The following is a 26,313-nucleotide window of genomic DNA, read 5'->3' as shown; positions in this document are numbered from 1 at the left end:
AACAGCGATCCTTCCAACCCAACGAATCAGGAGAATGCCTTCATGAGTTTCATGCGCACCGTACCGGACGTCACCTTCAAGACACGCGTTCGTGATGAGTCCCTGGGTGGCGACAACCCGTTCAAATGGCAGGACGTCACCACCAGCGACTTGTTCAAGGGCAAGCGGGTTGTGCTGTTTGCCTTGCCGGGCGCTTTCACACCGACGTGTTCCTCCACTCACCTGCCTCGCTACGAAGAACTGCATGAGCAGTTCATGGCAGCCGGGGTCGATGACATCATCTGCCTGTCCGTCAACGATGCCTTTGTCATGTACCAGTGGGGCAAGGCTCAAGGTATCCAGAAGGTCCGCATGCTGCCTGACGGCAATGGCGAATTCACCCGCAAGATGGGCATGCTGGTCAACAAGGAAAACCTCGGCTTCGGACCTCGCTCCTGGCGCTATGCCATGGTGGTGAACGATGGCCAGATCGAAGAGATGTTCGTTGAACCGGAGTTCGGCGACAATGCCGGCAATGACCCGTTCGAACGTTCGGATGCCGATACGGTTCTGTCCTGGATCACGCAGGCCAGCCAGAAAAGCGCCTGAGCAAGGCAGAGTAGGTCAGCCTTGCATTGCTGACTGTTGAAGGCCGCCCCGGGGGACGGGTAAATCCATTCTCCCCGGGGCGGAGCGCCGCGTTGCGATTAGCGGAACAGGCCGTAACGACCTGCCAGAACCAGTAGCACCAGCACCATCCCCAACACGAGATTGACCAGCACGATGTGCCTGACACGATTCAGCGCCACGCCGGCTGCCGGCCAGTCTTCCTGGGCCACGGTCTCTTTCAGCACCGGGTAGGGGCGATAGTACAGATAGACGAACAGCGCCGTCATCAGCAGACCCAGTGCATGCATCAGGTGGACGTAGACCGGACTGGTCGCAAAGCCGCCAAAGGCATTGAACACCAGCCAGTAGCCACTCGTCAGCAGGACGGCAATGCACATCCATACCCAGGGGAAGAAGCGGCGGAACACGGCAGCCCACAGACCGAGTCGCCGGTGTGGTTCCAGCAAGGCGACACTGGGGCGCAGAACAACATAGGCGAAGAACATGCCGCCTATCCAGACAACGGCAGCCAGACCGTGCAGTGCTATGGCTAATGCATTCATCGTGTAAAGGGTGCTCAGCAATCAGGAAAACTCACAGGCACTTCTATCACGTTTATCGCCAGTCCGCCGCGAGCCGTTTCCTTGTACTTGGTTTTCATGTCGGCACCGGTGTCACGCATGGTCTTGATCACCTTGTCCAGTGACACGAAATGCTTGCCATCTCCTCGCAGGGCAATGCGAGCGGCATTGATGGCCTTGACCGATCCCATCGCATTGCGCTCGATACACGGCACCTGGACAAGTCCACCCACCGGGTCACAGGTAAGCCCCAGATTGTGTTCCATGCCGATCTCGGCCGCGTTCTCCACCTGTTCCGGGCTGCCTCCCTGTACCGCGGCAAGTGCCCCGGCGGCCATCGAGCAGGCCGAGCCGACCTCTCCCTGACAGCCCACTTCCGCCCCGGAAATGGACGCATTCTCCTTGTACAGGATGCCGATGGCACCGGCAGTCAGCAGAAAGTCGACCACGCCCTCGTCGTTCGCTCCCGGCACGAAACGGTAGTAGTAGTGCAGTACCGCAGGAATGATCCCGGCTGCCCCATTGGTCGGCGCGGTCACCACACGCCCGCCGGCCGCGTTCTCTTCGTTGACAGCCAGGGCATACAGATTCACCCAGTCCATGACCGTCAACGGATCCCGCATTGACGCTTCCGGATTCTGACTCAGCTTCTGATACAACTCGGCAGCACGCCGCCTGACCTTCATGCCGCCCGGCAGGATGCCGGTCACCTGGCAACCCCGGCGGACACACTCCTGCATGACCTGCCACAGCGCCAGCAGATCCCGACGAACCTCAGCCTCCGGTCGCCAGACACATTCATTGCGCATCATCAACTGACTGATGGTCATGCCATGTTCGGCACACAGTTGCAGCAGATGATCACCGGTGGTGAAGGGGTATGGCACGATGGTGGCATCCGCCTTGACGACGGGATCGCCATCGGCGGCGCTCTCATCCAGAACGAAACCTCCCCCCACCGAGTAATACGTGCGTTTCGACAGGACCTCACCATCACTGTCACTGGCCACGAATTGCACGGCATTGGGGTGGAACGGCAGTGCCCGTCGCTTGTGCATGACCAGATCCCGTTTCTCGTCGAACGTGATGAGATGTCCACCGGGCAGCGAGATTTCACGTCGTTCACGAATCCGTTCAAGCCGCGCCGGTATGGACTCGACGTCCACCGTCGTCGGATGTTCGCCTTCCAGCCCCAGCAGCACGGCGGTATCGCTGCCATGTCCCTTGCCGGTAGCGCCCAGTGAACCGAACAGTTCCACCTTGCAGCGCACCACTTTCCGGCTCTGGTCGCTCTCCTGCAAGGCCATGGCAAAGCGTCGCGCCGCCACCATGGGCCCCACGGTATGCGAGCTCGAAGGACCGATCCCGCTCTTGAACAGATCAAAGACACTGATTGCCATACGCCGACACTCGCAATTCGTGATACCAGAGCCGACACACTCTACGCACTCCACCCGGATCGTGTTGCTCTGCAAGCGGCCAGCAGACGGATCGAAACGACATGCACCGCTCTTTCGAGAGACTGCGGAGCGAACGCTGAACACAGGTGTCGGACTGAACGCGATCGGCCACGATCGTGGGCTGGGCGGTTTCGGCTCATCCCGATCAGGAGCTCATTGTCACTGAACACGGCTTTCCGTATACTGTATGCATGAACAGTCATCCAACCAGCCCAGCCTCCTCGCCACCCGTGACCGATGGTGTGCCGATCCGACTGATGAACAAACTCGCCATCCTTTCCGATGCCGCCAAATACGATGCATCCTGTGCCTCCAGTGGCGCATCTCGCCGAGACTCACTGGATGGCCGCGGTGTCGGCAGTACCGAAGGCATGGGTATCTGCCATTCCTATGCACCCGATGGACGCTGCATCTCGTTGCTCAAGGTGCTTCTGACCAATTTCTGTACGTTTGATTGCCTGTACTGCGTCAATCGTGTCTCGAGCAATGTGCCGCGTGCCCGATTCGAGATCGATGAACTGGTCGATCTGGTACTCGCTTTCTACAAGCGCAATTACATCGAAGGCCTGTTTCTGTCCTCCGGCATCATCCGGGATCCCGACTACACGATGGAACAGATTGTCGAGGTCGCCAGGCGCTTGCGGGAAGTTCACGATTTTCGCGGCTACATCCACCTGAAAACCATTCCCGAGGCCACCCCTGAGCTATTGGCATCAGCCGGTCGCTATGCCGACCGTCTGTCCATCAATGTCGAACTGGCACGTTCTGCCAGTCTGGAGACACTTGCGCCTCAGAAGGAGGCGGGCGGCATTCGACGCGCCATGGCTGGTATCCGCGGCAAGCTCGACGAAAGCCGTGACAGAAGCCATTCAGGACGAACGGCGCCGGGATTTGCCGCTTCGGGACAGAGCACCCAGATGATTGTCGGCGCTGATGCTGCCAGCGATGGCGAGCTGCTCGATTGCAGCGAATCACTGTACAGCCATTATCGGCTGAAGAGGGTCTATTACAGCGCATTCAGTCCGATCCCCGATGCCAGCGCCGCCCTGCCGCTGGCACCACCCGACCTGACTCGCGAACACCGCCTCTACCAGGCAGACTGGCTGATGCGATTCTATGGCTTCGCCGTCGAGGAAATCGTTGCCGGTGGCGAGAATGGCATGCTGGACCCTGCGCTCGATCCGAAACTGGCCTGGGCACTGAAACACCGCGAACGCTTTCCGGTGGATGTCAACCAGGCGGAACGCGAAGGGTTGTTGCGCGTTCCGGGGCTGGGTGTTCGAGGTGTCGAACGAATACTGGCCAGCCGTCGTCTGCAGCGTCTGACACTGGCAGACCTGGGCCGAATCTGCGGCTCGGTCAGTCGCCTTCGACCTTTCGTGGTGACACGCGACTGGCGGCCGACCTCCCTGCTCGATGCAGGCGGATTGCGAGCGCAATTGTTGCAAGGCAGCGCGCAGCTGTCGCTGTTCGACTGAGCCTCTGATGACGGACGGTAGAGAACGGGACCAAAGGCTCCACACGGTGCGCCTGGCGCGGCCCGACGATTTCGAAGGCTGGCGCTGCATTGCCCGGCAACACCTGGCCGCAGGCACACCCCCTGAATCACTGGTCTGGGAAATCGGCGAAGCCACCGCTGACCTGTTCAGCGACGAGAGCTTGCCCGATCCTCGGCTCGATTCGGCCGTTCCGGCACCCGTCGCAGCCCCCACGCCCACCGTATCGCGCCGTTTCATCGAGCTGGCCAGATGCGTGGTCTGCCACCGCGCGCCGGATCGCCATGCTCTGCTGTACCGCGTGTTGTGGCGCAGCTGTCACGGTGAACCCGGAGTGCTCGACTGGGCAACTGATCCGGACATGCACCGTTTGCATGGCCTGGGTAAATGCGTTGCCAGAGAGCGCCACAAGATGCACGCCTTCGTGCGCTTTCGCCAGACTCCGAGAGCCGAACCCGAGCACTTCAGTGCCTGGTTCGAACCGGAGCATCATACGCTGCGCCTTGCCAGCGACTTCTTCGTGAGACGCTTTGCCAACATGCACTGGTCAATCGTGACACCCGAGGAAAGTGCTCACTGGAATGGACAGCAGCTGCAATTCGGGCCAGGCGGGCGACGCCAGGAGGGTGCGGCCCCGGAGATCATGGAAGAGCTGTGGAGAACCTACTTTGCCAATATCTTCAACCCGGCGCGACTGAAAACCGAAGCCATGCGCTCGGAAATGCCTGTCAAGTACTGGAAGAATCTGCCCGAAGCCCCGCTGATTGCCGAACTCATCCACCATGCCGGCTCACGCAGTCTGGCGATGGTGGAGTCCCTGCCCAGCGAACCACCACGCTATGCCGCGAAGGCCACGGCTCGCACGGCGCGTGACCTTGCCGACGAAGGGAAGCCTTAGCTCACCGCCGCACGTTCAGTGTTGCGAGCTCAGGAACTCGTTGATCGTGGCGGCTGCCACGGACACCGAGTGATTGGGCAGCTTCACATAGCGATCACCTTGCAGATAGGTTCCGTAACCACGCAACATGCCCAGCATCTCCCAGGCGCCATCGTTGCAACCGAGCAGACCGCCCCCGGACTGCCCTGAATCGATGGTGGCGCTGCTGTGCAAGTCCCCTTCCCGGGTCGCCTGCAGAACTCCACTGGAGGTCATCATCGCCTGCGCACGCGGGTAACCCGCCGCCCAGACTGTCTGCGCTTCTGCAGGGTCGAATCCGGCGATGATCAACGGATTGATGGTGCGAGTATCCACGGCCAGCACGGCCAGGTCATTGACGTGATCGACCATCAGCAAGTCGGCCAGCTGAAACACCTCGCCGACCCGCACGAAGAATTCCTGCCCGCCCTGCACCGCATGTGCCGCGGTCAGCACACGATTGATGTCGAACACCACACCGCTGGCGAAACTGCCATGATCGGTGGCAACCGGCACAATGGCGCTGAGCGTACCGTCATCCGGCTGTGTACAACTGTGTCCTCGCTGCGACGCAAGGGGTTGCAGTAATGGCATGTCCCAGCCTGCCTGCCCCATCGTGCGCAGGCTGCTTTCACTTGATCGTTCTGCCAGGGCCACCGGAATGAGAATGGCCATCGTGGCCAGTACACACGCCAGGGCGCCCGCTCTGGTCATGGCACCGGTCATCGAGAGGTCTCCGCTGGCCATTGAGGCCAGTCCTGATAAAAGTATCGACGATGAAACTCAACGGTTGACCTTCATTGTCAATACGACAGACTGCAATGTGGGGTAGTCAACAAAGTTGGCCTTTGCGGCCTGCCAGCCCACTCTGCCGACCTTCAGCAGCAGCGCACAGCTGCCCTCGGCAGACGCTGCATCGGGCTACGCAGGAGTCTATCGCAGCAACCGGCAACTGGACGCGCCATCAATGCCGGATTAATGACGCAACCCTCTGCGCGTTCCTGACGATAAAAACAAGACTGTTCAACAACTTACTGATTGAACATGAGTTCCTGCCAACCCCTTGTGTCAAGCAAGCCAGAATTCTGACGCCGATTTTCATTACAGTTCATTGAGATTGCAGCCCGCCAGGCGACCAGCAGCAGGAAACCTGATCGCTAACGTCTGCCCGGCCTGTTCAATCGAGAACCGAAAGGCCAGTCGCGTCTGAATGGGTCAGCGTGGCCGAACGGCGGATAACGGTTCCAATGGGAAAAATGCCCGGGCGGTATGGTGACCACGGGCTTCCAGAAACGGTAATCGCTGATGAGCACCACCGGAAAGAGATAATCAGACTCGCCGACCTTGCCGGCGGCCTTGCCCGACAAACGCCCCACAACCGTCATGTCTCGACCGACCTTCACGATCTCCGGATCCAGAAAACCGTCGAGAAGCGCCAGAAAACGTCCGTCCGAGCGATCATCATGAATCGGACGTCCGCCGCTGTGGAGCGGCCTGGATACGATTTCGAGCAGGGTGCTTCCGTCAGACCGGTTCATCACACTGGCAATCGAGCCTCCCCAGCGTACACGCTGCTCATCAGTGGTCGCGGGGTTCGCAACGATCTGATCCAGCTCTGTCAGGCGCTCACTCTCGATGGCCTGCGATACCGTGATACCGGCCAGCGGCGCATCACCCGCTGGTGGTGAGGGCTGGGAAATGGCGCAGGCACTGAGCACAATGACACTTGCCAGCGTTATCAGGTATCGGAGTCCGGTTCGGATCATGCAACGTTCTCTCGGGGTCATTGATGCGCGTATGGATACAACAAGATGCTGTCTGCTATCGAATCAGACAAGCGAAAACTGTGTTCGTTTACAGTTTTTCATGCAATTATTTCAAGCGGCGGAAAGTCTGATTACACATTCCGTTACAGAACTGCTACTTTCAGGGTCAGGGCTATCACGGCGCTGCCGTTAGTCCTGTAGTAGATCGAACGATTCGTGCCCCCCGACGTCGAACGACAAGGAGATCGCTTCAACGCCGGCGCAAGCAACAGGTAGCGTGCCACTGTTATCTGCCTGGTGTCTTGTGTAACAACGTTGGCTGGGTAGCCATTGGAGTTTGACTGACAACGATCGCCAAGAGAGACACGCCTCATGCACACGATTTCGAAAGCAGCGCACCTACTCAATATCAGCGAATTCAAATTATTCAGCGAAGCATACCTGGCCTGGTTTGGCGATCGCGCGGATGATGAAGATCTGACGCTGGTATTTTCCCAGTTCATCATGTTCGGAGAGTTACCGGAATGGGCCGACCAGTTCGCCCGCTCCGTACTGGACGACCTCGAAGCCAATCGCCAGGTCAATCTCAACTCTTTCTGCATTCTCAATCTGTCTCCTCGCGTCGGCAAACGCCCGGAAATCAGCTTTTCCATACTTCGCTAGTCAGCGAACGATGACGGCGGTATCAGCTGTCTGCCAGCTGATACCGCGACAACAGACTCTGCAGCCTGCGTGCGCGTGATTCCAGTTCCTCGCTGACCGCGAGGCTGTCGCGTGCAGTATCAAGAGAATGTCGTGACTTCTCCACAAGCAATTGCAGCCCCATGTGCATGGTGTCGCTGGTATCGGCAGTACGCTGCACCGTTTTGCTCATTTCTCTGGAAGCCGCACTTTGCTGCAACATGGCCGTGGCAACGGTCGTCTGATACTCACTGATCTCATGGATGATTTCATGGATACCGGCGATCGCCTTGACCGCCGAGTTGCTATTGTCCTGAATGCTGCCGATCCGCTCGCCGATCTCGTCGGTGGCATTGGCCGTCTGTTTCGCCAGCTCCTTGACCTCATTGGCAACCACTGCAAAGCCCTTGCCGGCTTCACCAGCCCGAGCGGCCTCTATCGTGGCATTGAGCGCCAGCAGATTGGTCTGCTCTGCAATGGAGGTGATCATCTTCAGCACACTGCCGATGCCATTGCTGGAAGCAAAGAGTTGCTGCATCGCCTCGTGTGTACCGCTGGCCAGGGACACGGCCTCGCCTGACATCCTGTCTGCCCGGCTGGTGTTGGCGGAGATCTCGTTGATCGACGCATTCATCTCTTCGGTCGTGACCGATGCGCCGCGCATCAGACCACTGACGCTCTCGGCATTCTCGGCGACATCCATGCACTGGGTATTGGATTCTCCCGCACTGTTCTCGATCTGACCGGAACTGCTTCTGAGTTCCATGGCTCGTGTCACCAGCTCATCCGCATGCCGCTGAATGGCGATGAAATCCCGGTTGAGTATGGCCAGAAATTCGTTGATGGTGTCGGCAATGCCATTCAATGATTCGTTCTCGTTCGCGGCAATGCTGCCACTGAGATTTCCCGCACTGGCCGCCTGCACCACGTCACTGATCTGCTCCACCAGATCATTCAGATGACAGGTATAGCGAGCATCCGCCTCTGTCTTGGCACTCAGATCGCGCTGCATGGCAAGATCGAGCGTGATGTTCTTCCAGCTCAACAGGGCCAGAGACTGTTCACTGTCACCTCGCCGGATCGCTTCGATATCCATCTGCAGAACCTGCGTTCCCACGACCGTCCGAACCGAACGAGGAAGCCGCTCCGGATCTGATGCGAGACGTACCACCTCCGCCATCGATTCCCCGCCACTGGCCAGTGCACTGCCGCTGACCAGGCATTCCGCCAGGTGCCCCTGTGCATGCAATTCCTTCAGTTCGGCCACCGCAGCAGGGTTGGCAAACGTGATTCGACCATCCTGCCCCAGCAGCAGCATCGGCACCCGCGACTGCGTGATGATGGCGCTCATCTGTTGCAGTTCATCACGCAGATCCCTGAAGAAGGTACCCACCTCCTCCCAGTCCACCTGCTCACTGCCCAGAGCAGTGCTCATGGCCTGTACCGATACATCCAGATCCAGGGTAATGTCACCGAACTCATCACCACGGCGCATGTTGTAAGGTCGGGACAGATCACCGGAGGCCATGCGCTTGAGCGCCTTGCGACAACGCATCACCGGCACGATGACACTGCGGCCGATACTCCAGCTGAGCAACAGACCGAACAATGCGGCGATACCGCTGATCCAGAGGCAGGTGCGTATCAACGCCTCGATCTTCTCGTTCGCCGTTGCCACCAGCTCCTTGACCACGCGGTTGGCCTGCCCATGCAGTTCGGCCGATACTTGCAGTAGCCTTGCCGGATCTGGCGTGCCGCCACGGGAAGACACAATCAGCAGAGCTGCCGCTTCACTGGCCAGTTGTGTGGCCAACGCTCTGTTGCGATCCAGCAGGGCGACGATCTCCGGCAAAGCCAGGGGCGACAACTGCCGCCTTTCACCGGTCAGCGGATTGACCACCAGCTCACCGCCGTCACGAATCGCCAGCAATGTGGCATTGAACAGATCCAGGCTGCGAACACTGGCATCGACAGACTGCTGTCGTGCATCGCCATTGCTGTAGGCAGCCACCAGCACCTCCTTGACATAGCGCTGGTTGAGCATGCGCTGACGACCGGCCACATCCACCAGCACGGCATCTTCGCGCTGCAGCCTGATACTGTCGATAACGGCGAGGCAGGTTGTGACAAGCGCCAGAACGAGCACGGCTGGCAGCAAGGCAAACTTGAACCTTAGCGGAATACTGTTCATCAAGCGGGAATGTGGTAGTCGGCCAACTACACCTAGCGGAGCCTCGGACCGACACTTGAGCATCGGAGCCCGCGCTGGCATCGGGAGGGTACGAATCTGAGAACTGCGTCCGCTAGCCGATCGTCAGCGGCACTGCGTGGCGAGTCCGGACATCTGTTGTAACATCGTGATGGTCCGTACGACGCCGCCGCATGAACGGCGCGCCGCCGGAATACCGACATACACCATTACCGCAGGAGTCGAGATGTCCATATTCGAGCTGGATCTGGAACAGAGCAAGGCCAATTACCAGCCCTTGTCGCCGGTCAGCTTTCTGCAGCGGGCCGCCACCGTCCGCCCGGAACAACTGGCTATCGTGCACGGCGAACGACGCTACAATTACGCCCAGTTCTGGCAGCGCAGCCGCCTGCTGGCCAGCGCACTGAACAAGCGCGGCATCGGGCGAGGCGATTGCGTCGCCATCATGGCCTGTAACACTCCGGAGATGCTGGAAGCCCACAATGCCGTGCCGCTGATCGGTGCAGTCCTGAATTCCCTGAACACCCGCCTGGATGCAGCAACCCTGGCCTTCATCCTGGAGCACGGCGAAGCCAGGCTGCTGATCACCGATCGGGAATTCTCGCCGGTGGTCAAACAGGCACTGGCTCTGCTCAAGCAAGCAATACCAGTCATCGACATCGATGACGTGCTGGCAGACAGTGGCGAGCTGATCGGTGAAACCGATTACGAATCCTTCCTGCAAAGCGGTGCCGACACGGAGCCCGTGCCGGGCATCATCGATGAGTGGCAGGCCATCTCGCTGCTGTACACCTCCGGCACCACCGGCAATCCCAAGGGCTGTGTCTATCACCATCGCGGCGCCTATCTGAATGCACTGGGCAACATGTCGGCCATGGGGGTCACGCATGCATCACGCTATCTTTGGACCTTGCCGATGTTCCACTGCGACGGCTGGACCTTTACCTGGGCCGTTACCGCCGCCATGGGTACCCATGTCTGTCTGCGCAAGGTCGACCCGGCATTGATCTTCCAGCTGATCGAGGCAGAGGATGTCACCCACATGTGCGGTGCGCCCATTGTGCTGAACATGCTGGCCAACTCGCCGGCCGAATTGCATCGTCGTGCCAGTCAGCCGGTGGAACTGGCCACCGGTGGCGCAGCGCCTCCTTCATCGGTCATCGAGTCCATGGAGGCCATCGGCTTCCACGTCACCCACCTCTACGGCCTGACGGAGACTTACGGCCCGGCAACCATCTGCCTGCCACAGGATGACTGGCAGGGCCTGGCAACCGAGCAGCGGTCCGCCCGGATGGCCAGACAGGGCGTGCACTATGTGACCCTGGAGAATGCCGCCGTCATGCACGCCGACACGATGACTGTCGTGCCCAACGATGGCAAGACCATCGGCGAACTGATGATTCGGGGGAACACGGTCATGAAGGGCTATCTGAAGAATCCCGCCGCCACCGCTGAAGCCTTCAAGGGTGGCTGGTTTCACAGCGGGGATCTCGGGGTGATGCACGATGATGGTTACATCGAGATCAAGGATCGCGCCAAGGACATCATCATCAGCGGTGGCGAAAACATCTCCACCCTGGAAATCGAGGAAGTACTGTTCCGGCATCCCGCCATTCTGGAAGCCGCCGTGGTTGCCATGCCGCACGAGACCTGGGGGGAGAGCCCCTGCGCCTTCGTCACCCTGCACCAGGCCGGTGGTGCTGACGAGCAGGCCATCATCGCCTACTGTCGCGATCACATGGCACATTTCAAGGTTCCCAGGCGAGTTGTCTTCGGTCCTCTGCCGAAGACCTCCACGGGCAAGATACAGAAATACAGCTTGCGTGAAAAAGCGGCCAGCGCTCCCTGATGCCGGTCGTCGTCTCCCCTGCAGTGCGTCGCTGGCGTCAGGTTCTGCTTGCCCTGCCGCTGCTGCTACTGGGGGTGGCCGGCCTGCTGCATGAACCTGACGCACTGCTGGACGAATCCTGTCTGCGCACGTCGGGGGGTTTGTCAGTCTGTGCTGCCAGCGACATGGCGCGTATCACGCGGCAAGGCATCAGTCGCCTGGAACACCCCCGTTTCGATCTGCGATCCGACAATCCGGACAGACTGCACTGGACCGTTGCGCGCAACGAAACCATTGCCTTTCAGCTGATTCTGCGCACCGAGGATCGTGACGATACCAGTCACGTCACGCTGGACGTCGCAGACAGTGCCATTCGGACGTCCCTGTATCAGGCGCACTATCTGCAGGTGAGAAACGGTGGCTATCGCTGGGGGCCGAAGACCGCTGTACTGCCCTACCCGGCGGCCTACCCCGACGCACTGATCCCCCGACAGCACCGCTGCGCTCAGACAGAAACCACTCTGTTCGACCAGATTGCCTTGCCGCGTGCCGGTCGCAACCAGAGTGTCTGGGTCGAGATGTACATCCCCGACGACCTGACGCCCGGCGACTATCAGCAGCACCTGCGACTGATACCGTCTGCCAACGATTCGAAGCAGATCTTGTCTTCCGATGCCTTCGACCTGCAGGTTTCGTTGACCGTCATCGATGCCACACTCCCGCATCGCCCATCCATCGATGCTGTTGGCGAGATCTATCGCTCCTATCGACTGGAGGGCGTCGGCGAAGAACGCAGCAGCACACGCTGGCAGGAGATGGCGCAGTGCTACCAGGTCATGGCGCATCAGCACCGCATGGTATTCATCGAGCGCAACCCGGAAGAACCGCAGGGTCCGGCGCAATGGCAGGACTACCTGGACACCTATGCGCCGATTCTCGATGGTCAGCTGTTCAGTCGGGAAGCAGGATACACCGGCACCGGGCGGGATACAGCCGTGAGCGTGTGGCGCACACCCTGGCCGCAGGAGCATGACGTGATCGTCGAGGCGGCACTCAGCGATCAGCAACTGCAGGCCTATACACAGATGGCCGGCCGCTGGAGCAGGATCGTTCGGCAAAACCACTGGCTGGATACACGCTACTTCGCCTACGCGTTCGATGAGGTTGATGGCCCGGTGCCACAAGCGGAAACGGATCCGGACCGGCATCGTTACATTGCAAGAGTCCATGGCGACATGGCAGCCATTCAACAGGCCATCGACCGTGGCACCTCGGCCGCTTCTGATCCGGCAACGCCGCCAATCGACCTGTTGTGGACCAGCCATTCCGATCCGACGATCTGGCTTGATGACCCTGACACCACGCTGACCGGCCGGGTGCGTCTGTGGGCTCCCAACGCCCATGCGGCCAATACCGATTTCCTGCAAGACAGAATGGCCATGGGTGAACGCAGCTGGTTCTATCACAGCGGTCATCCGGCCGTGGGTGGACACAGCATCAACCTGCCTGGCAGTGACATGCGCAGTTGGGGGGTTATCGGTGCCCGCTACGGCATACAAGGGCAACTGATGTGGTCAGTCAACCTGGGCAGCGACGAGTTGCCCTTCGCGCAACCCAGTTACAAGCCGGATGATGATCGCGTTGGCAATGGCGTCATGGTCTACCCCGGATTCCAGCTTCCGCGTATCGGCTACCCTGCTGCCGCAGGTCCGATTCCCTCCATGCGACTCAAGGCCTGGCACCGGGGGCTGCAGGACGCGGAGCTGTATTTCCTGGCCCACCAGCGCCATCCCGAAGCAGCGCAAGCACTGATCAACGCCCTGATACCTCGGGCACTGGGCGAGGCTGTGGCCAGCGGTGAGAACCGGCCTGCCTGGCCGCGGGATGCGGCCAGCTGGATACAGTGGCGTGATGATCTGCTGGAGCTGCTGCAGCGGCACTGAACTGGCATGAATGGAAGCGGTTTGCGCCATTCCGGCGCTTCGCTCAGGTGATGCCTGGCAACCGCAACAATATCGTGGTTCCCTGCTCCGATGACTCTTCCACGCCGATGGTGCCACCATGCCGGTCGACGATCTGACGACAGATCGCCAGTCCCAGCCCGGTGCCAGCGATGTCGTTCTGCCGATGCAGTCGTTTGAAAGGCTCGAAAATGCTCTTGTGACAGGCCGGGTCGATGCCCAGGCCGTTGTCACGGATTCTGATTTCATGATACTGGCCGGCTTGCCGCGCACTGACATCGATCCGCGGCGGCTCATCCGCCTTCGAGTACTTCAGCGCATTGGTGATCAGATTGGTGAACACCCGTTCCAGTTGCTGCTCGTCGCCCGGCACACGGGGCATCTCTGCGATCTGCAGACTGGCATTCTGCGACTCGCATATGTCCCGCGTCACCGCTGCCACCAGCTCCAGCGTGGTGTTCAGATCAATCTCCTGGTGGTCGAGCGACTGCCCGCTTTCCGCATACGTGAGCAGATCGCTGATCAGGGTTTTCATCCGCAGGGCGGAATCCTTCAGAAACTGCAGATAGCGCTCGATGTCGTCATCCGGATTTTCACCAATGGCATCCTCCAGCATCGATACCGAGCCCATGATATTGCGAACCGGAGTCTGCAGATCATGTGAAGCGACGTGAGCGAACTGACTCAGGTCGTTGTTGGACTGACTGAGTTCATCATTTGCCCGCTGCAGATCGATGGTCAGCAGTTCAGCCCGCACCAGCGTGCGTTGTCGAGAAGTCGCCAGATAGGCGATCAGCATCGCGGCCAGTGCCGTCGACAAACCACCCAGTGCCGGTACGGCCCACCGACTCAACACGCCATCGCTGCTCAGCGCCTGTGTCGATTGACTGTAGACGACTTCCCAGCGCCTGCCGGCGACATCGATTCTGCGAACGAGTGATTCATGCGAGGCAGGCAGATCCTGCAGCCCCTTCTCGTAGATGACCTCCGGCGTGACATCGACGCTTTCGTCGGCATCCGTGACATCGCGAACCCTGAGCGCCGAGAAGCCGAGATCACCGGAGCCCTCGATGAGATCGCCGATACGAAACACAGCAACGACAACTCCTCGAAACTGCTCTCTTCTGGCTTCAATGCTGCCTGGAGTGATGCTCTGGTATACCGGCATCATGAGCAGAAAACCCTTTTGCGTTCCGGTTTCCTGAGCCAGCGTGATCGGCGCCGTAGCCCGTGCCTCGGCGCGATCACGTGCCAGTTCCACCGTGCGCCGCCGAGTCGGGTTCGATCCGATATCAAAGCCGAAAGCACCTTCGTTGCCTGCCATCGGCTCGATATAGGTTACAACGTACTGGGGCTCGACAGCCCCGGCCGGTTTGATGGCGAAGTCGGGATAGCCCTCGGCTTGCAGTGAGGTATCCAGGCGTACGGCACGCTCGAATGCGACTGTATCCTTCACAGGCACAAGCGCATTCCATGACAGAGCCTTGGTATCGGGGAACAGACGTTCGATATCCACGGCAGCCACGAAACGGCTGAACTCTTCACGAGAAACCGTCCCGAAGGCATGAAACATCCCTTGCAGGGCGACGGTCAGAGTCTTGTCCTTCTCGATCGCATTTTCCAGCTGATTGGTGGCCACATCAACCTGCCGGTTGAACTCCTTCAAGGCCAGCTGCGTTGTACGATCTTGTATGACGTTGCTGATGACGAAAGTCACGACGGAGCCGAGCAACAGGATGGCCAGCACCCACATCCAGACACTGAAGGGCATCTTCAGCATGGAGGGGGCGGTATGACCTTGCTTCTGCCGTGGTGCAGTACTGTCAGTCAAGATCGGCCTCGTGGCTCGAAAGGAAAACGGTAACAGGCTACCGGCCAGTGTCTGCCGCGAAAAACACGAGGAACTCGAATCATGACTCGGGATGACGGCAATCAGTCCGTCATTGTGTCCATCGAATTCACTGACAGATCAGCCAGTCGTTCGTGCGACTTGTAGCAAGTCACGCACTGCTATCGACCGCTACAGCGGATTCCTTGAGTGCCCCGACCGCATTTGCCGCGCAGGCAATGTCGGCGGCCGGGGCTTCCGAATACCTGGCCTCAATCCAGAACGTCGATGATCTCCCTGGCCCATTCGGTGGTGTGCAATATTCCCTTGAAGGCGTCCGTCGTCTCGGCAGGTCCCATGGCAAACAGATAGACCGGCGTGCTGCTGTGATTGTCACTGGCCCAGACGACATTGGACTGTTCCGCAACCACCGAGGCAAGAATGTTCTTGCGAATACCGGACCCATAGACATAGAAGGCCTTGCGTTCATGCATCAGCGGAAAGCGTTCCGCACTGAGCGTACCGTGGTCGGCAACGTAGTACACATTGAGCTCGGTCTCCAGCACGCGTTTCGCCTGCGCCAGTGTGATGGGGAATGCCGTATTGGCGTTGACGATGCTGCGCAGGTTCTCCGGTGTCTGCTCGGCGTCATCCAGGCTGTCGAACTCACTGAAGATTCCATCGTAGGACAGCTTCTGCTCATACAGGCGATCCAGCGTCTCCACGCGGCCGAAATTCCAGTTGGGCTTGTACTCGTCGCCATGAAAGACATCGCCGTCCAGCGGCTGACCTGCCGGCAGATCGTTACGGGAATAGGCAAAGCCGAACCCGCCGGTTTCATGATCGGCCGATACCACCAGCAAGGTATCGTCACGTCCCTTCATCCAGTCCAGAACCACGTCGATGGCTTCGGAGAACTTGACCATCTCGTGCAGCATGGTACCGGCATCGTTGTTGTGAGCCGCCCAGTCGATCTGCCCGCCTTCGACCATCAGGAAGAAGCCATCCTCATCGTTTTCCAGCACCGACAGTGCCTTGGCTGTCATCTCGGTCAGGCTGGGTTGAACCCGCTCCGCACCGTCACCGGCCTGTGTATTGGCAATACCATCCAGCATGCCTGAAGAGGCGTAAAGACCCAGAATGCGATTACCGTGACTGGCAGCCATGTCCGTTCGGTTGAAGGACAGGTCGTAGCCCGCATCCCTGGCTTCTGCCAGCAGATTGCGATCATCCTTGCGTCTCGAGCTCATCCTGACGTTGCCTCCGGTCAGCGCTTCCAGCTCCTGTCGAACCGCACTGCCCTCTTCGTTGACGCCCTGCGGCAGCCAATGCCGGATGCCACCACTGAGCATCACATCGGCACCGGTTTCCAGCATCTCGACCGCTATCTCGTTTTCCAGACTCCGATGCTGCTGATGAGCGGCATAGGCCGCCGGTGTGGCATGGGTCAAGCGGGTATCCGACACCAGCCCCACGGCCTTGCCCCTGGCCTGCGCCACTTCCAGCATGCTCTCTGCCCGGTTTCCCTCGTAATCTGCACCGATCATCTCCGATCCGGCCAGTTTGCCGCTGGCAAACTGAGTCGCCGACGCCGCTGAATCGACCACCAGGACCTTGTGGGATTCGGTACGCGAAATGCCGACAACACCCTCTCTGGCCATGCGATCAAACGCGCTGGAGTCCAGTACCGGGTTGGAGGCATAGCGCACATAGGAGTCCAGCAGACCTACCTGCTGCGGCCCCATGCCATCGCCGATCATGACGATCACATTGCGTATCCTGTCCCCGTCTCCGGCGTCCGCAACCTTGTTCCTGACTTCCTCGATCGACGTGCAACTGGCCAGCAGCGTCGCCGAGCATACGGCAAACAATGATTGGTACAGCATGATGGACACCTTCCCTATAACCCGTAATGACATTCAAGGCTATCACGGATTCCAGAGCGGGATAAGCCCTGTCGAATGGCTGCCGCGGCCAGCCAGGCCGCCGCTCAGTGCAATGAACGGCGTTCAGATTTCGGCATCGGCCTCTTCGACAAACAGTGATGTCGGCGAAAATGATGTGACGTCCACCAGTCCGATGTCCGAAATGCGCAACTCCGGTATGACCACCAATGCAAGCAGTGAATGCTGCATGTAGGCATTGTTGACCTCGCAACCGCATTCCCGCATGGCATGGACCAGCTTCTGCGCCTTTTCGGCGACGATCTCGGCCCGCTCTTCGGACATGAGGCCAGCGATGCTCAATTCCACCAGTGCCAGCTCCTTGCCGTCGGCAAACAACACAACTCCGCCACCGACCTCGCCGAGCCGATTGGCCGCCAGGGCCATGTCCTCATGATTGGTACCAACCACGATCATGTGATGCGAATCGTGCGCCACGGTGGACGCCATGGCGCAGGCCGTGTTGTAGCCGAATCCCGAGACGAAGGCATTGACCACACCGCCGGTGCCCTGGTGTCGTTCCACCAGCGCAATCTGGCAGATGTCATTGTCCCTGTCCATCTGCACTTGCCCCTGCGCAACGGCCAGCCGAGCCTGCAAGGCCCGCGTCGGTGCCTGATTCTCGATCACGCCGATGACCCTCGCGACGACCGACTCCCTCGCTGCGGCGGGCGCCGGAATGAGGAAATCATCGGCCAGCAGGGTCTTGCCCAGTCGGACCGTGTTCTTGGCCGTCGCCGGGTAACTCGCTGGTGGAATGTCGAAGCTCAGTCGACCCGCCTCCGCCAGTACCCGCCCCTGAGCCATGACCAGTTCCACCGGCAGGTTCACCAGATCCGACGACAGGATGAGATCCGCTCGCCGGCCCGGGGTAATGGATCCCAGCTCGCGTTCCAGCCCGAAGTGCTCGGCCGTATTGATGGTGGCCATCTGGATCGCCGTGACAGGTTTGAGGCCCTGCGCGATGGCATGTCTTACCACCCGGTTCATGTGGCCATCGTTGATCAGCGTGCCTGAATGAGAATCGTCCGTGCACAGAATGAAATAACGAGGATCCAGGCCGTGTTCGGTGACCGCCTTTATCTGTGGCGCCACGTCATACCAGGCTGAGCCGAGCCGCAACATGGAACGCATGCCCTGACGGACCCGCGCAATGGCATCTTCTACCCGAGTGCCTTCGTGATCATCGGCAGGGCCACCAGCCACGTAACCGTGAAACGGCAAGCCCAGATCACTGGACGCATAGTGCCCACCGACAGTCTTCCCGGCATTGACCGTGGCCGCAATCACGCCCAGCATTTTCGGGTCGTTGCCGGACACCCCGGGAAAATTCATGACCTCACCCAGGCCGATGATGTTCGGCCACTTCATGGCCTCCTGTACCTCACTGACGCCCAGCTCGGCTCCGGCATTCTCCAGACCCGGTGCCGAGGGCACGCAGCTGGGCATCTGCACGAAGATGTTCAGTGGCAGATTCATCGCCTCATCATGCATCAGACGCACACCATCCAGACCCAGCACATTGCCGATCTCGTGCGGATCGATGAACATCGACGTCGTCCCGTGAGGCGCTACTGCCCGGGCAAACTCGGTAACCGTGACCATGCCGCTTTCGACATGCATGTGCGCATCACACAGACCGGGCACCAGATAGCGATCTTCGGCGTCGATGACTGTCGTCTGTTCTCCGATGGCATGACTGGCATCCGGGCCGACATAGGCGAAGCGCCCACAACTGATGGCGATATCGGTGCCGGCGATGATCTCACCGGAATGCACATTGACCCAGCGACCGTTGCGGACAACCGTATCAGCCGGCTTTCGCCCAGTGGCAACATCCACCAGGGATGCGGCACTGGCACTCCATTCTGCAAGTCTGGTCAATTTCTCTCTCCTTCTGCTGATCTGTATCACACGCGATTGTCGATGAAACCCGGATCTTGAGCCTGCCTGGCCTGCTCCCAGACCGGCGACAACAGTTCATGGGCTGCACTGATCACGGGATCCTGTCGACGTGCCTTGAGACAGATGAATTCCAGTGTCGTCGTCAACTCCACCGTGTCGGAGATGACCATGCCCCTGGCCTGCCTTTCGTTGAGTGCAATGGAATCACGGCACAGGCTCAGGCCGACCCCCGAACGAACCATGGCCAGCATGGACGGTTCCTGGTCAACCACGGTGATGACATTCTGCGTGACACCATAGTGCTGAAACAAGGGCTCGAGCAGCCGACAGTGTACCGATGCCGGCGGGGTTCCTATCCAGGGCAGCGTGGCCAATTCGTCCCAGTTACGTCCCGCCAGGCGCGTCTCCCAGCCTGGCGGTGCAATGACCCAGTAGGTGAAGGTATCCAGAACCGTACGATGAAACAGGGATTCATCTTCGGACTTGCTGCCAGTGACGCTGCGCAGCGATTCATTGACATTGCCGAGATAGAATCCGGCATCCAGTTCATCCCGCAGTACGCCTTCGGCCACGTTGCCGCTCATGCCATGGGTGACCTCGGCTCGAATGCCCGAGGCTCTGCGAACCAGCGCATTGAAGAAGGCACCCAGCCGGATGGAATCCGGGTCGAGTATCGTGCCGATCCGCAGGCTGCCTCTGACCTGGCCGGCAAGATCCCGTGCGGTCTGCCGGAACTCATCCAGCACGGCCAGCACCTGCTCGGCCTTCTGCGCCAGAATCGCCCCGTCGGGTGTCAGCTCCAGGCCCTTCGCCGTGCGGGTAAACAGGGTCAGCCCGGTTCTCTCTGCCAGGTTCTTGAGCTGCTGCGTGACCGCCGGCTGGGACAGATGCAGTTTCTCGGCGGCCCGCGTGACATTGCCTTCGCGAACAACCGTGGCGAAACACTGGACGGTCCTGAGCTCTGGAAGGTGCCTCATAAGCCAGGATTATAATGGTTTCCAGTCGACATGATTGGATTTCCTTGACGCCCGATCGTAATGTGCGCCGATCAGTTCCACAAGCGCAGCACCGATGCTTGCCAGTGATGCTGACAGAACTGCCCGATCGCCAGCTGGATGCTGCTTGCCAAGGAGAAGACACACCATGTCACCAGAATCATTTGACTACATCATCGTCGGAGCCGGCACTGCCGGTTGTCTGCTTGCCAACCGCCTCAGCAGTGATCCGTCAAAGCGGGTGCTTCTGCTGGAAGCCGGCACAAAGGACAACCATCCCTGGATTCACATCCCGGTGGGCTACCTCTACTGCATCGGCAATCCACGTACCGACTGGCTCTATCAGACCCGGCCCTGTGCAGGGCTCAATGGCAGAACGCTGCGCTATCCTCGCGGCAAGACACTGGGTGGCTGCTCGTCCATCAATGGCATGATCTACATGCGCGGTCAGAAACGTGACTACGACCACTGGGCTGAATTGCTGGACGATTCGGAATGGAACTGGGATCACGCCTTGCCCGACTTCATGGCCCATGAAAACCACTACCGACTGGACGATGGTGCGAACCCGGCCAGTCACAACAATCAACCGTTCTCGGACTTTCACGGCAATGGCGGTGAATGGCGCATCGAGAAACAGCGTCTTCGATGGGAGATTCTCGAAGCCTTCGCGGACGCTGCACAGGAATCCGGTATCGAACATACCGATGACTTCAACACAGGGGACAATGCCGGTGTCGGCTACTTCGAAGTCAACCAGAAATCGGGCTGGCGCTGGAACACCGCCAAGGCCTTTCTGCGTCCGATAAGGAATCGCTCGAATCTGACCGTCTGGACGGGTGCCCAGGCCGAACGCCTGCTCTTCGGCACCGATGACAACGGACAGCAGCGCTGCACCGGAGTTGTAGTGAATCGCAAGGGACACAGCCAGTCGGTAACCGCAGCATCGGAAGTGATCCTGTCAGCTGGCGCCATCGGTTCCCCACAGATACTGCAACTGTCAGGTATCGGTCCTGCCAGACTGCTCCAATCACACGGTGTCGACGTGGTGCTCGACGCACCCGGTGTCGGAGAGAATCTGCAGGACCACCTGCAGATACGCGCCGTGTTCAAGGTCGAAGGTACTCGAACGCTCAACACCATAGCCAACAGTCTGTACGGCAAGGCCTGCATCGGTCTGGAGTACGCTCTGAAGCGATCCGGTCCCATGAGCATGTCACCCAGCCAGCTTGGCGCCTTCACCCGGTCAAGCCCGGAGCAACCGCATGCCAACCTCGAATACCATGTACAGCCTCTCAGCCTGGACGCCTTTGGTGAAGACCTGCATGCGTTTCCGGCATTCACCGCCAGCGTCTGCAATCTCAATCCCTCGAGCCGCGGTAGCGTACACATCAATTCAGGCCGCTTCGAGGATGCCCCATCCATCGATCCCAACTATCTGAGCACGGAGGATGATCGCCAGGTTGCTGCCGACAGTCTGCGCCAAGTGCGCGAGATCGTGGCGCAGCCGGCCATGGCCCGGTACAAGCCGCAGGAATGGAAACCCGGTGTCCAGTTCCAGACCGACGAAGAACTGGCCAAGCTGGCAGGGGACATTGCCAATACGATCTTTCACCCGGCGGGAACCGCCAAGATGGGAACGGCCAGTGATCCGATGGCCGTTGTCGATGAGCGCCTCAAGGTGCGCGGCATCGAAGGTCTGCGCGTCGTTGATGCCAGTGTCATGCCGACCATTACCAGCGGCAATACCAATTCGCCCACGCTGATGATTGCAGAAAAAGCCGCACGCTGGATACGCGAATCGGTCTGATTGACCGGTTCGCCATCGCGCCCACACACGATTGACCCACAACGATACCCACAACCCCACGATTTGCCACCGGCGTTTCACCAACGCATCGGTTCCATGACCCACCCAAGGAGGAAAACCAGAAATGAGCGTTCATACCAAACCAGGCGATAGCCTGGATCCGAGAGTATTCATTCTGTCGATGACGGTGCTTACCGCCGTCATTGCACCACTGATACTGTTTCCCGAATCGGGACCGGCCATGATCAACGCTGCCTTCAGCTTTGCCACCGGCCAGTTCGGCTGGCTTTACATGCTGGCAGGCTTCTCGGCAGTGGTCTTCCTGATCGGTCTGGCCATGAGCAAATACGGCAATGTACGTCTCGGCGGACCCGATGACACGCCCGAATTCTCCTACTTCAGCTGGATCGCCATGATCTTCTGCGGTGGTATCGGCATTGCCATCGTCAACTGGGCCTGGGTAGAGCCCATCTACTACTTCACCGGCCCTCCGTTCGGTGTTGAACCCAAGAGCGCAGAAGCTGCCGAGTGGGCATTGACCTATGGTCAGTTTCACTGGGGGCTGACGCCCTGGGCCTTCTACTGCCTGCCCGCCATTCCCATTGCCTATTCCATGTTCGTTCGCCGTCAGTCCGGTGTCCGTCTGTCCGAAGCCGCCCGCGGCGTGCTGGGACGACATTCCGACGGTTGGATCGGTGTCACCCTGGACTCGATCGTCGTCTTCGGTGTTGTCGGTGGTGTCGGTACCTCTCTGGGACTGGCCATTCCGCTGGTGTCGAAGCTGGCCGGCTCACTGCTGGGCATCGAACCTTCACTGGGACTCGACCTGTCGATTCTCGCCATCTGGACCATGATCTTCGGCATCAGTGTCTGGTTCGGACTTTCCAAGGGTATCCGCATACTGTCCGATACCAATGTCATTCTGGCCATCCTGTTGCTGGTCTTCACCGCCATCGTTGGCCCTGCCCTGTTCATGATCAACGGCTGGGTGAACGGCATCGGTCAGATGCTGAGCAATTTCGTCACCATGAGCCTGTGGACCGACCCGATTTCCCATTCCACCTTTCCCCAGGACTGGACCATCTTCTACTGGGCCTGGTGGATTGCCTATGCACCGATGATGGGCCTGTTCGTCGCGCGCATCTCGCGCGGACGTACCATTCGCGAACTGATCGTGGCCGAACTGGTCTGGGGTTCACTGGGTTGCTGGGTCTTCTTTGCCATCTGGGGCGGCTATGCACTCGACCTGCAGATCAGTGGCAAGCTTGATGTATCAGCGATTCTCTCCGCCGAGGGCATACCGTCCACGGTCATGGCCATACTGAACACCATGCCGATGTCCGGTCTGGTGACCGTGGTGTTCATCGTGCTGTGTTTCATCTTCCTGGCCACCACGCTGGATTCCGCTGCCTATGTACTGGCCTCTGTCACCTCCCGCAAGTTGTCCGGCTACCAGGAACCCAAGCGAGTGATCCGTATCGTCTGGGCTCTGATTCTGGCGGCAGTCGGCATCGTGCTGATTCAGCTGGGTGGTCTCAAACCGGTACAGACGTCCACCATCGTGGTTGCCCTGCCCCTCATCCCGGTTCTGGTGATTCTGACGCTGTCCCTGCTGCGCTGGCTGAAAGCGGATTTTGGCGAACAGGCGAAGAATGATCACCTGCTGATCGATGATCAGCCAGCACCAACCACCTCCACACCTGCCAGCGCGCAGAGCGTCAACTAGAGCACAGGCTCGTACCACAGACTGATTCAGGAAGACCCACAATGGCTGATAATACAAGAGCTCCACTTCCGCTTGCCGGTGTCAAGGTCGTTGACTTCGGTCAGTACATGGCGGGCCCGGCGGTAGCGATGATTCTGGCCGATTTCGGCGCAACCGTGATACACATCGATCCGCCGGGAGGGCCATTGTGGGATAGTCCTGCCAATGCCACGCTCAACCGCAACAAGCTGAGCATCAGTCTCGACCTGAAAACGCCACAAGGGCTGGAGAATGCCCTGGCACTCATCGAAGAGACGGATATCGTGGTCGAGAGTTTCCGGCCTGGCGTCATGTCCAGGCTCGGCATCGATTTCAACGAGCTGCGCCGCGAACGGCCGGAACTGATCACGATATCCATTCCCGGGTTTGCCTCGAACGATGAATTGCGCCGGGAATGGCGTGCCTACGAAAGCGTGATTGCTGCCAACTCGGGCGTCTTCACCGACATGGGCCTGAACCGTGTACTCATGGGAATCAACCCGTCATTTTCTCCACTGCCCCTGTCATCTGCCTATGGCACCATGCTGGCTGCCTCGGCGACCGTACTGGCACTGCAGGCCCGCGAGCGCACGGGACTGGGTGACCAGATCGAAGTGCCTCTGGCTGCTGCCGTGATGGAAGGGCTGTGCTACAACTCGATCAAGATCGACAACTATCCCGAGCGTTACAAGACGCAGCGCGAACAGGAAATCGAACGCCGGCGCACCGAAGGGCTGCCGATGAACCTCGGTTACGAAGACCTGCAGGAGCTGCTCGACCCCTTCTATCGCAGTTACAAATGCAAGGATGGACGAATGTTCTATGTCGTCTGCCCCAGTCACAAGCAGCATGCCAAGCGCTGTCTGCAGACGCTCGGACTCTATGATGAGCTCGTCGAGGAAGGCCTGACAGAGGAAGAGGATACCTATCTGCCCGTCAGTGAATGGAAGTCGGACGTGTCTCTGGGTGTCTACCCACTGCCCAAGGAGTGGGCGGACCTGATTGCCGAGCGCATGAAGGCCGTCTTCATGACACGCACCTCCAAGGAATGGGAGCGCATCTTCGGTCGGGGCAAGTTCCCCGGTGCACCGCATCGCTGGCTGCAGGAGTGGATCAACGATGATCATGCCGAAACCGCTGGCCTGATGGTCGAGGTGGAAGACCCCGAGTTCGGCACGATGATCCAGCCCGGCCCCATCGTGTGGCTCGAAGAGAGCAGTGCGCAGATGATCCATCCGACGCCACGCCGTCATGTCTCCTTCGAACACGCCCTGAAGTCTCTGTCCGCCATGGAGACCAAACTGCCGCGCGTCCGGGAAAAGAATGCACGCGACGGCTGGCTGGACGGTGTCCGCGTACTGGATCTGTGCAATGTCATCGCAGGGCCGCACTCAGCTGCCTATCTGGCAAGATTCGGCGCCGAAGTCATCAAGCTGGATCCATCCACACCCACCTACGATTGCTGGAACACGGTCATCTTCGGCCTGTCTCACATGCGCGGCAAGCGCTCCCTGCTGGCCGACATCAGCTCGCCGGAAGGGCGTGACATATTCGAGGAACTGGTCAAGACGGCCGATGTCATTGTCTGGAACGCGCCCGACAGGCAGGTAAGAGCCATGGGACTGGACCTCGAATCACTCGAGAAACTCAATCCCGATGCGATCTTCTGCAAGCTCGATTGCTTCAGCGGTCCGCGCGAAGGGCCACGCAGCGGCTATCTGGGTTACGACGACCTGGTACAGGCGACCACCGGCATCATGACGCGCTTCGGCGGATCCATGGAGACTCCGGAAGAGCACGCCCATGTCGGCACCATCGATGTCATGTGCGGGTTCGGCGGCGCACTGGGTGTGGCCACGGCCCTCTACCAGAAGCTCAAGACCGGTCGTACCGGACGACCACGCACCTCTCTGTCCGCACTCAGCGGCCTGGCGCAGATGCCCTTCTGTTTCGATTTCGGCAAGCGCAAGCTGTTTGATGAACCAGCGGGTCGCGAGGTGGTGGGCTATGACGATCTGTCCCGCTTCTACTACACCTCCTCCGACACCTTCCTGCTGCTCAGCGCCTATGAGAGCGACACCGAGCGCTTCGAACAGGTGGAAGGCCTGCAAGGCTTTGCATCCATTCCAGTGGAAGATCGCGCAGCCTTTCTCGCAGAGACCTTCATGACTGCCCGTGCCGAGGACTGGGTTGAACGGCTGCAGAATGCCGATATCGGGGCAGCCATCTGCGAGAACATCGACACCATCCGTACCTACAACAGCCGGCCGACTGACGGGCACCCGGGCACTGATCGCGGCAGCTATTCCTTTTCCGTCTACGAGGATCACCCCAGTGGCCACACGGTAACGCAACTGGACCCCTATGCGGTACGTCCATTGCGCGGGCGCGTACTGGCATTGCCACCGGCCGAGAAGTACGGCGCCTCCACTCGCAGTATCCTGCAGGAACTCGGCTACGAGGACGAGCGTATCGAAGAATTGCTGGCCAACGGCACGATCAGTGACAGCTGGAGCCGGGAATACCTGCCCAGCTGAGCCCGGCTACGCGCCTGAACGGTCAATCGCGCGCGAACAGGCCTGCCCCCGAGTGGCAGGCTACC

18 protein-coding genes are annotated in these 26,313 nt (G+C 59.6%); 9 read left to right on the top strand and 9 right to left on the bottom strand.

Annotated elements, in window-relative coordinates; genetic code table 11:
- Window positions 1–42: 42 nt before the first annotated feature.
- Window positions 43–588 (top strand): peroxiredoxin, encoded by a 546-nt coding sequence (locus ACUNV4_RS20755; RefSeq protein ID WP_430880528.1) that lies wholly within the window; start codon window positions 43–45, stop codon window positions 586–588.
- 98 nt (window positions 589–686) lie between these two features.
- On the opposite strand, the gene ACUNV4_RS20750 is transcribed toward ACUNV4_RS20755, so the two are convergent.
- Window positions 687–1,151: a CopD family protein gene (locus tag ACUNV4_RS20750; RefSeq protein ID WP_430880527.1), complete on the bottom strand. Its 465-nt coding sequence runs from the start codon at window positions 1,149–1,151 to the stop codon at window positions 687–689.
- A gap of 14 nt (window positions 1,152–1,165) precedes the next feature.
- A complete protein-coding gene (locus ACUNV4_RS20745; protein WP_430880526.1) occupies window positions 1,166–2,569 on the bottom strand; it encodes an L-serine ammonia-lyase in 1,404 nt (467 codons plus the stop codon).
- 251 nt (window positions 2,570–2,820) lie between these two features.
- Between ACUNV4_RS20745 and ACUNV4_RS20740 the strand changes: the two genes are divergently transcribed.
- On the top strand, window positions 2,821–4,107 hold the full coding sequence (locus ACUNV4_RS20740) for a putative DNA modification/repair radical SAM protein (RefSeq protein ID WP_430880525.1): 1,287 nt from the start codon (window positions 2,821–2,823) through the stop codon (window positions 4,105–4,107).
- 7 nt (window positions 4,108–4,114) lie between these two features.
- On the top strand, window positions 4,115–5,023 hold the full coding sequence (locus ACUNV4_RS20735) for a TIGR03915 family putative DNA repair protein (RefSeq protein ID WP_430880524.1): 909 nt from the start codon (window positions 4,115–4,117) through the stop codon (window positions 5,021–5,023).
- A gap of 15 nt (window positions 5,024–5,038) precedes the next feature.
- On the opposite strand, the gene ACUNV4_RS20730 is transcribed toward ACUNV4_RS20735, so the two are convergent.
- The gene (locus ACUNV4_RS20730) at window positions 5,039–5,788 is read right to left on the bottom strand and encodes a trypsin-like peptidase domain-containing protein (RefSeq protein WP_430880523.1); all 750 of its coding nucleotides are present in this window, start codon (window positions 5,786–5,788) and stop codon (window positions 5,039–5,041) included.
- Between the two features lie 410 nt (window positions 5,789–6,198).
- The gene (locus ACUNV4_RS20725; RefSeq protein ID WP_430880522.1) at window positions 6,199–6,807 is read right to left on the bottom strand and encodes a Slp family lipoprotein; all 609 of its coding nucleotides are present in this window, start codon (window positions 6,805–6,807) and stop codon (window positions 6,199–6,201) included.
- Between the two features lie 372 nt (window positions 6,808–7,179).
- Between ACUNV4_RS20725 and ACUNV4_RS20720 the strand changes: the two genes are divergently transcribed.
- Window positions 7,180–7,470, top strand: a complete 291-nt coding sequence (locus ACUNV4_RS20720; protein WP_430880521.1) for a hypothetical protein — start codon at window positions 7,180–7,182, stop codon at window positions 7,468–7,470.
- Window positions 7,471–7,492: 22 nt separating this feature from the next.
- On the opposite strand, the gene ACUNV4_RS20715 is transcribed toward ACUNV4_RS20720, so the two are convergent.
- Complete coding sequence (locus tag ACUNV4_RS20715) at window positions 7,493–9,679, bottom strand: methyl-accepting chemotaxis protein (RefSeq protein ID WP_430880520.1); 2,187 nt, start codon at window positions 9,677–9,679, stop codon at window positions 7,493–7,495.
- 169 nt (window positions 9,680–9,848) lie between these two features.
- On the opposite strand from ACUNV4_RS20715, the gene ACUNV4_RS20710 reads away from it, so the two are divergent.
- Both ACUNV4_RS20710 and ACUNV4_RS20705 read left to right on the top strand, forming a co-directional pair.
- On the top strand, window positions 9,849–11,546 hold the full coding sequence (locus ACUNV4_RS20710) for an acyl-CoA synthetase (RefSeq protein WP_430880519.1): 1,698 nt from the start codon (window positions 9,849–9,851) through the stop codon (window positions 11,544–11,546).
- Complete coding sequence (locus ACUNV4_RS20705) at window positions 11,546–13,468, top strand: glycoside hydrolase domain-containing protein (protein ID WP_430880518.1); 1,923 nt, start codon at window positions 11,546–11,548, stop codon at window positions 13,466–13,468. Before ACUNV4_RS20710 ends, ACUNV4_RS20705 begins: the two co-directional genes overlap by 1 nt.
- A 43-nt stretch (window positions 13,469–13,511) precedes the next feature.
- Here the strand turns inward: ACUNV4_RS20705 and ACUNV4_RS20700 are convergent, their stop codons facing one another.
- The 4 genes from ACUNV4_RS20700 to ACUNV4_RS20685 all read right to left on the bottom strand — a co-directional run bounded on the left by ACUNV4_RS20700 (window position 13,512) and on the right by ACUNV4_RS20685 (window position 20,139).
- Complete coding sequence (locus ACUNV4_RS20700; RefSeq protein ID WP_430880517.1) at window positions 13,512–15,317, bottom strand: CHASE domain-containing protein; 1,806 nt, start codon at window positions 15,315–15,317, stop codon at window positions 13,512–13,514.
- Window positions 15,318–15,586: 269 nt separating this feature from the next.
- A complete protein-coding gene (locus ACUNV4_RS20695) occupies window positions 15,587–17,200 on the bottom strand; it encodes an alkaline phosphatase (protein ID WP_430880516.1) in 1,614 nt (537 codons plus the stop codon).
- A 123-nt stretch (window positions 17,201–17,323) separates the two neighbouring features.
- Window positions 17,324–19,141, bottom strand: a complete 1,818-nt coding sequence (gene ade, locus ACUNV4_RS20690; RefSeq protein WP_430880515.1) for an adenine deaminase — start codon at window positions 19,139–19,141, stop codon at window positions 17,324–17,326.
- A gap of 26 nt (window positions 19,142–19,167) precedes the next feature.
- Window positions 19,168–20,139, bottom strand: a complete 972-nt coding sequence (locus ACUNV4_RS20685; protein WP_430880514.1) for a LysR family transcriptional regulator — start codon at window positions 20,137–20,139, stop codon at window positions 19,168–19,170.
- A 166-nt stretch (window positions 20,140–20,305) separates the two neighbouring features.
- On the opposite strand from ACUNV4_RS20685, the gene ACUNV4_RS20680 reads away from it, so the two are divergent.
- The 3 genes from ACUNV4_RS20680 (at window position 20,306) to ACUNV4_RS20670 (ending at window position 26,248) form a co-directional block, all read left to right on the top strand.
- The gene (locus tag ACUNV4_RS20680; RefSeq protein WP_430880513.1) at window positions 20,306–21,967 is read left to right on the top strand and encodes a GMC family oxidoreductase; all 1,662 of its coding nucleotides are present in this window, start codon (window positions 20,306–20,308) and stop codon (window positions 21,965–21,967) included.
- Between the two features lie 124 nt (window positions 21,968–22,091).
- The gene (locus tag ACUNV4_RS20675) at window positions 22,092–23,693 is read left to right on the top strand and encodes a BCCT family transporter (RefSeq protein WP_430880512.1); all 1,602 of its coding nucleotides are present in this window, start codon (window positions 22,092–22,094) and stop codon (window positions 23,691–23,693) included.
- 41 nt (window positions 23,694–23,734) lie between these two features.
- Window positions 23,735–26,248: a CaiB/BaiF CoA-transferase family protein gene (locus ACUNV4_RS20670; protein WP_430880511.1), complete on the top strand. Its 2,514-nt coding sequence runs from the start codon at window positions 23,735–23,737 to the stop codon at window positions 26,246–26,248.
- Window positions 26,249–26,313: the final 65 nt, after the last annotated feature.

This window comes from Granulosicoccus sp. 3-233 (assembly GCF_052681095.1).
This window is presented reverse-complemented; position numbering and strand designations above follow the sequence as displayed.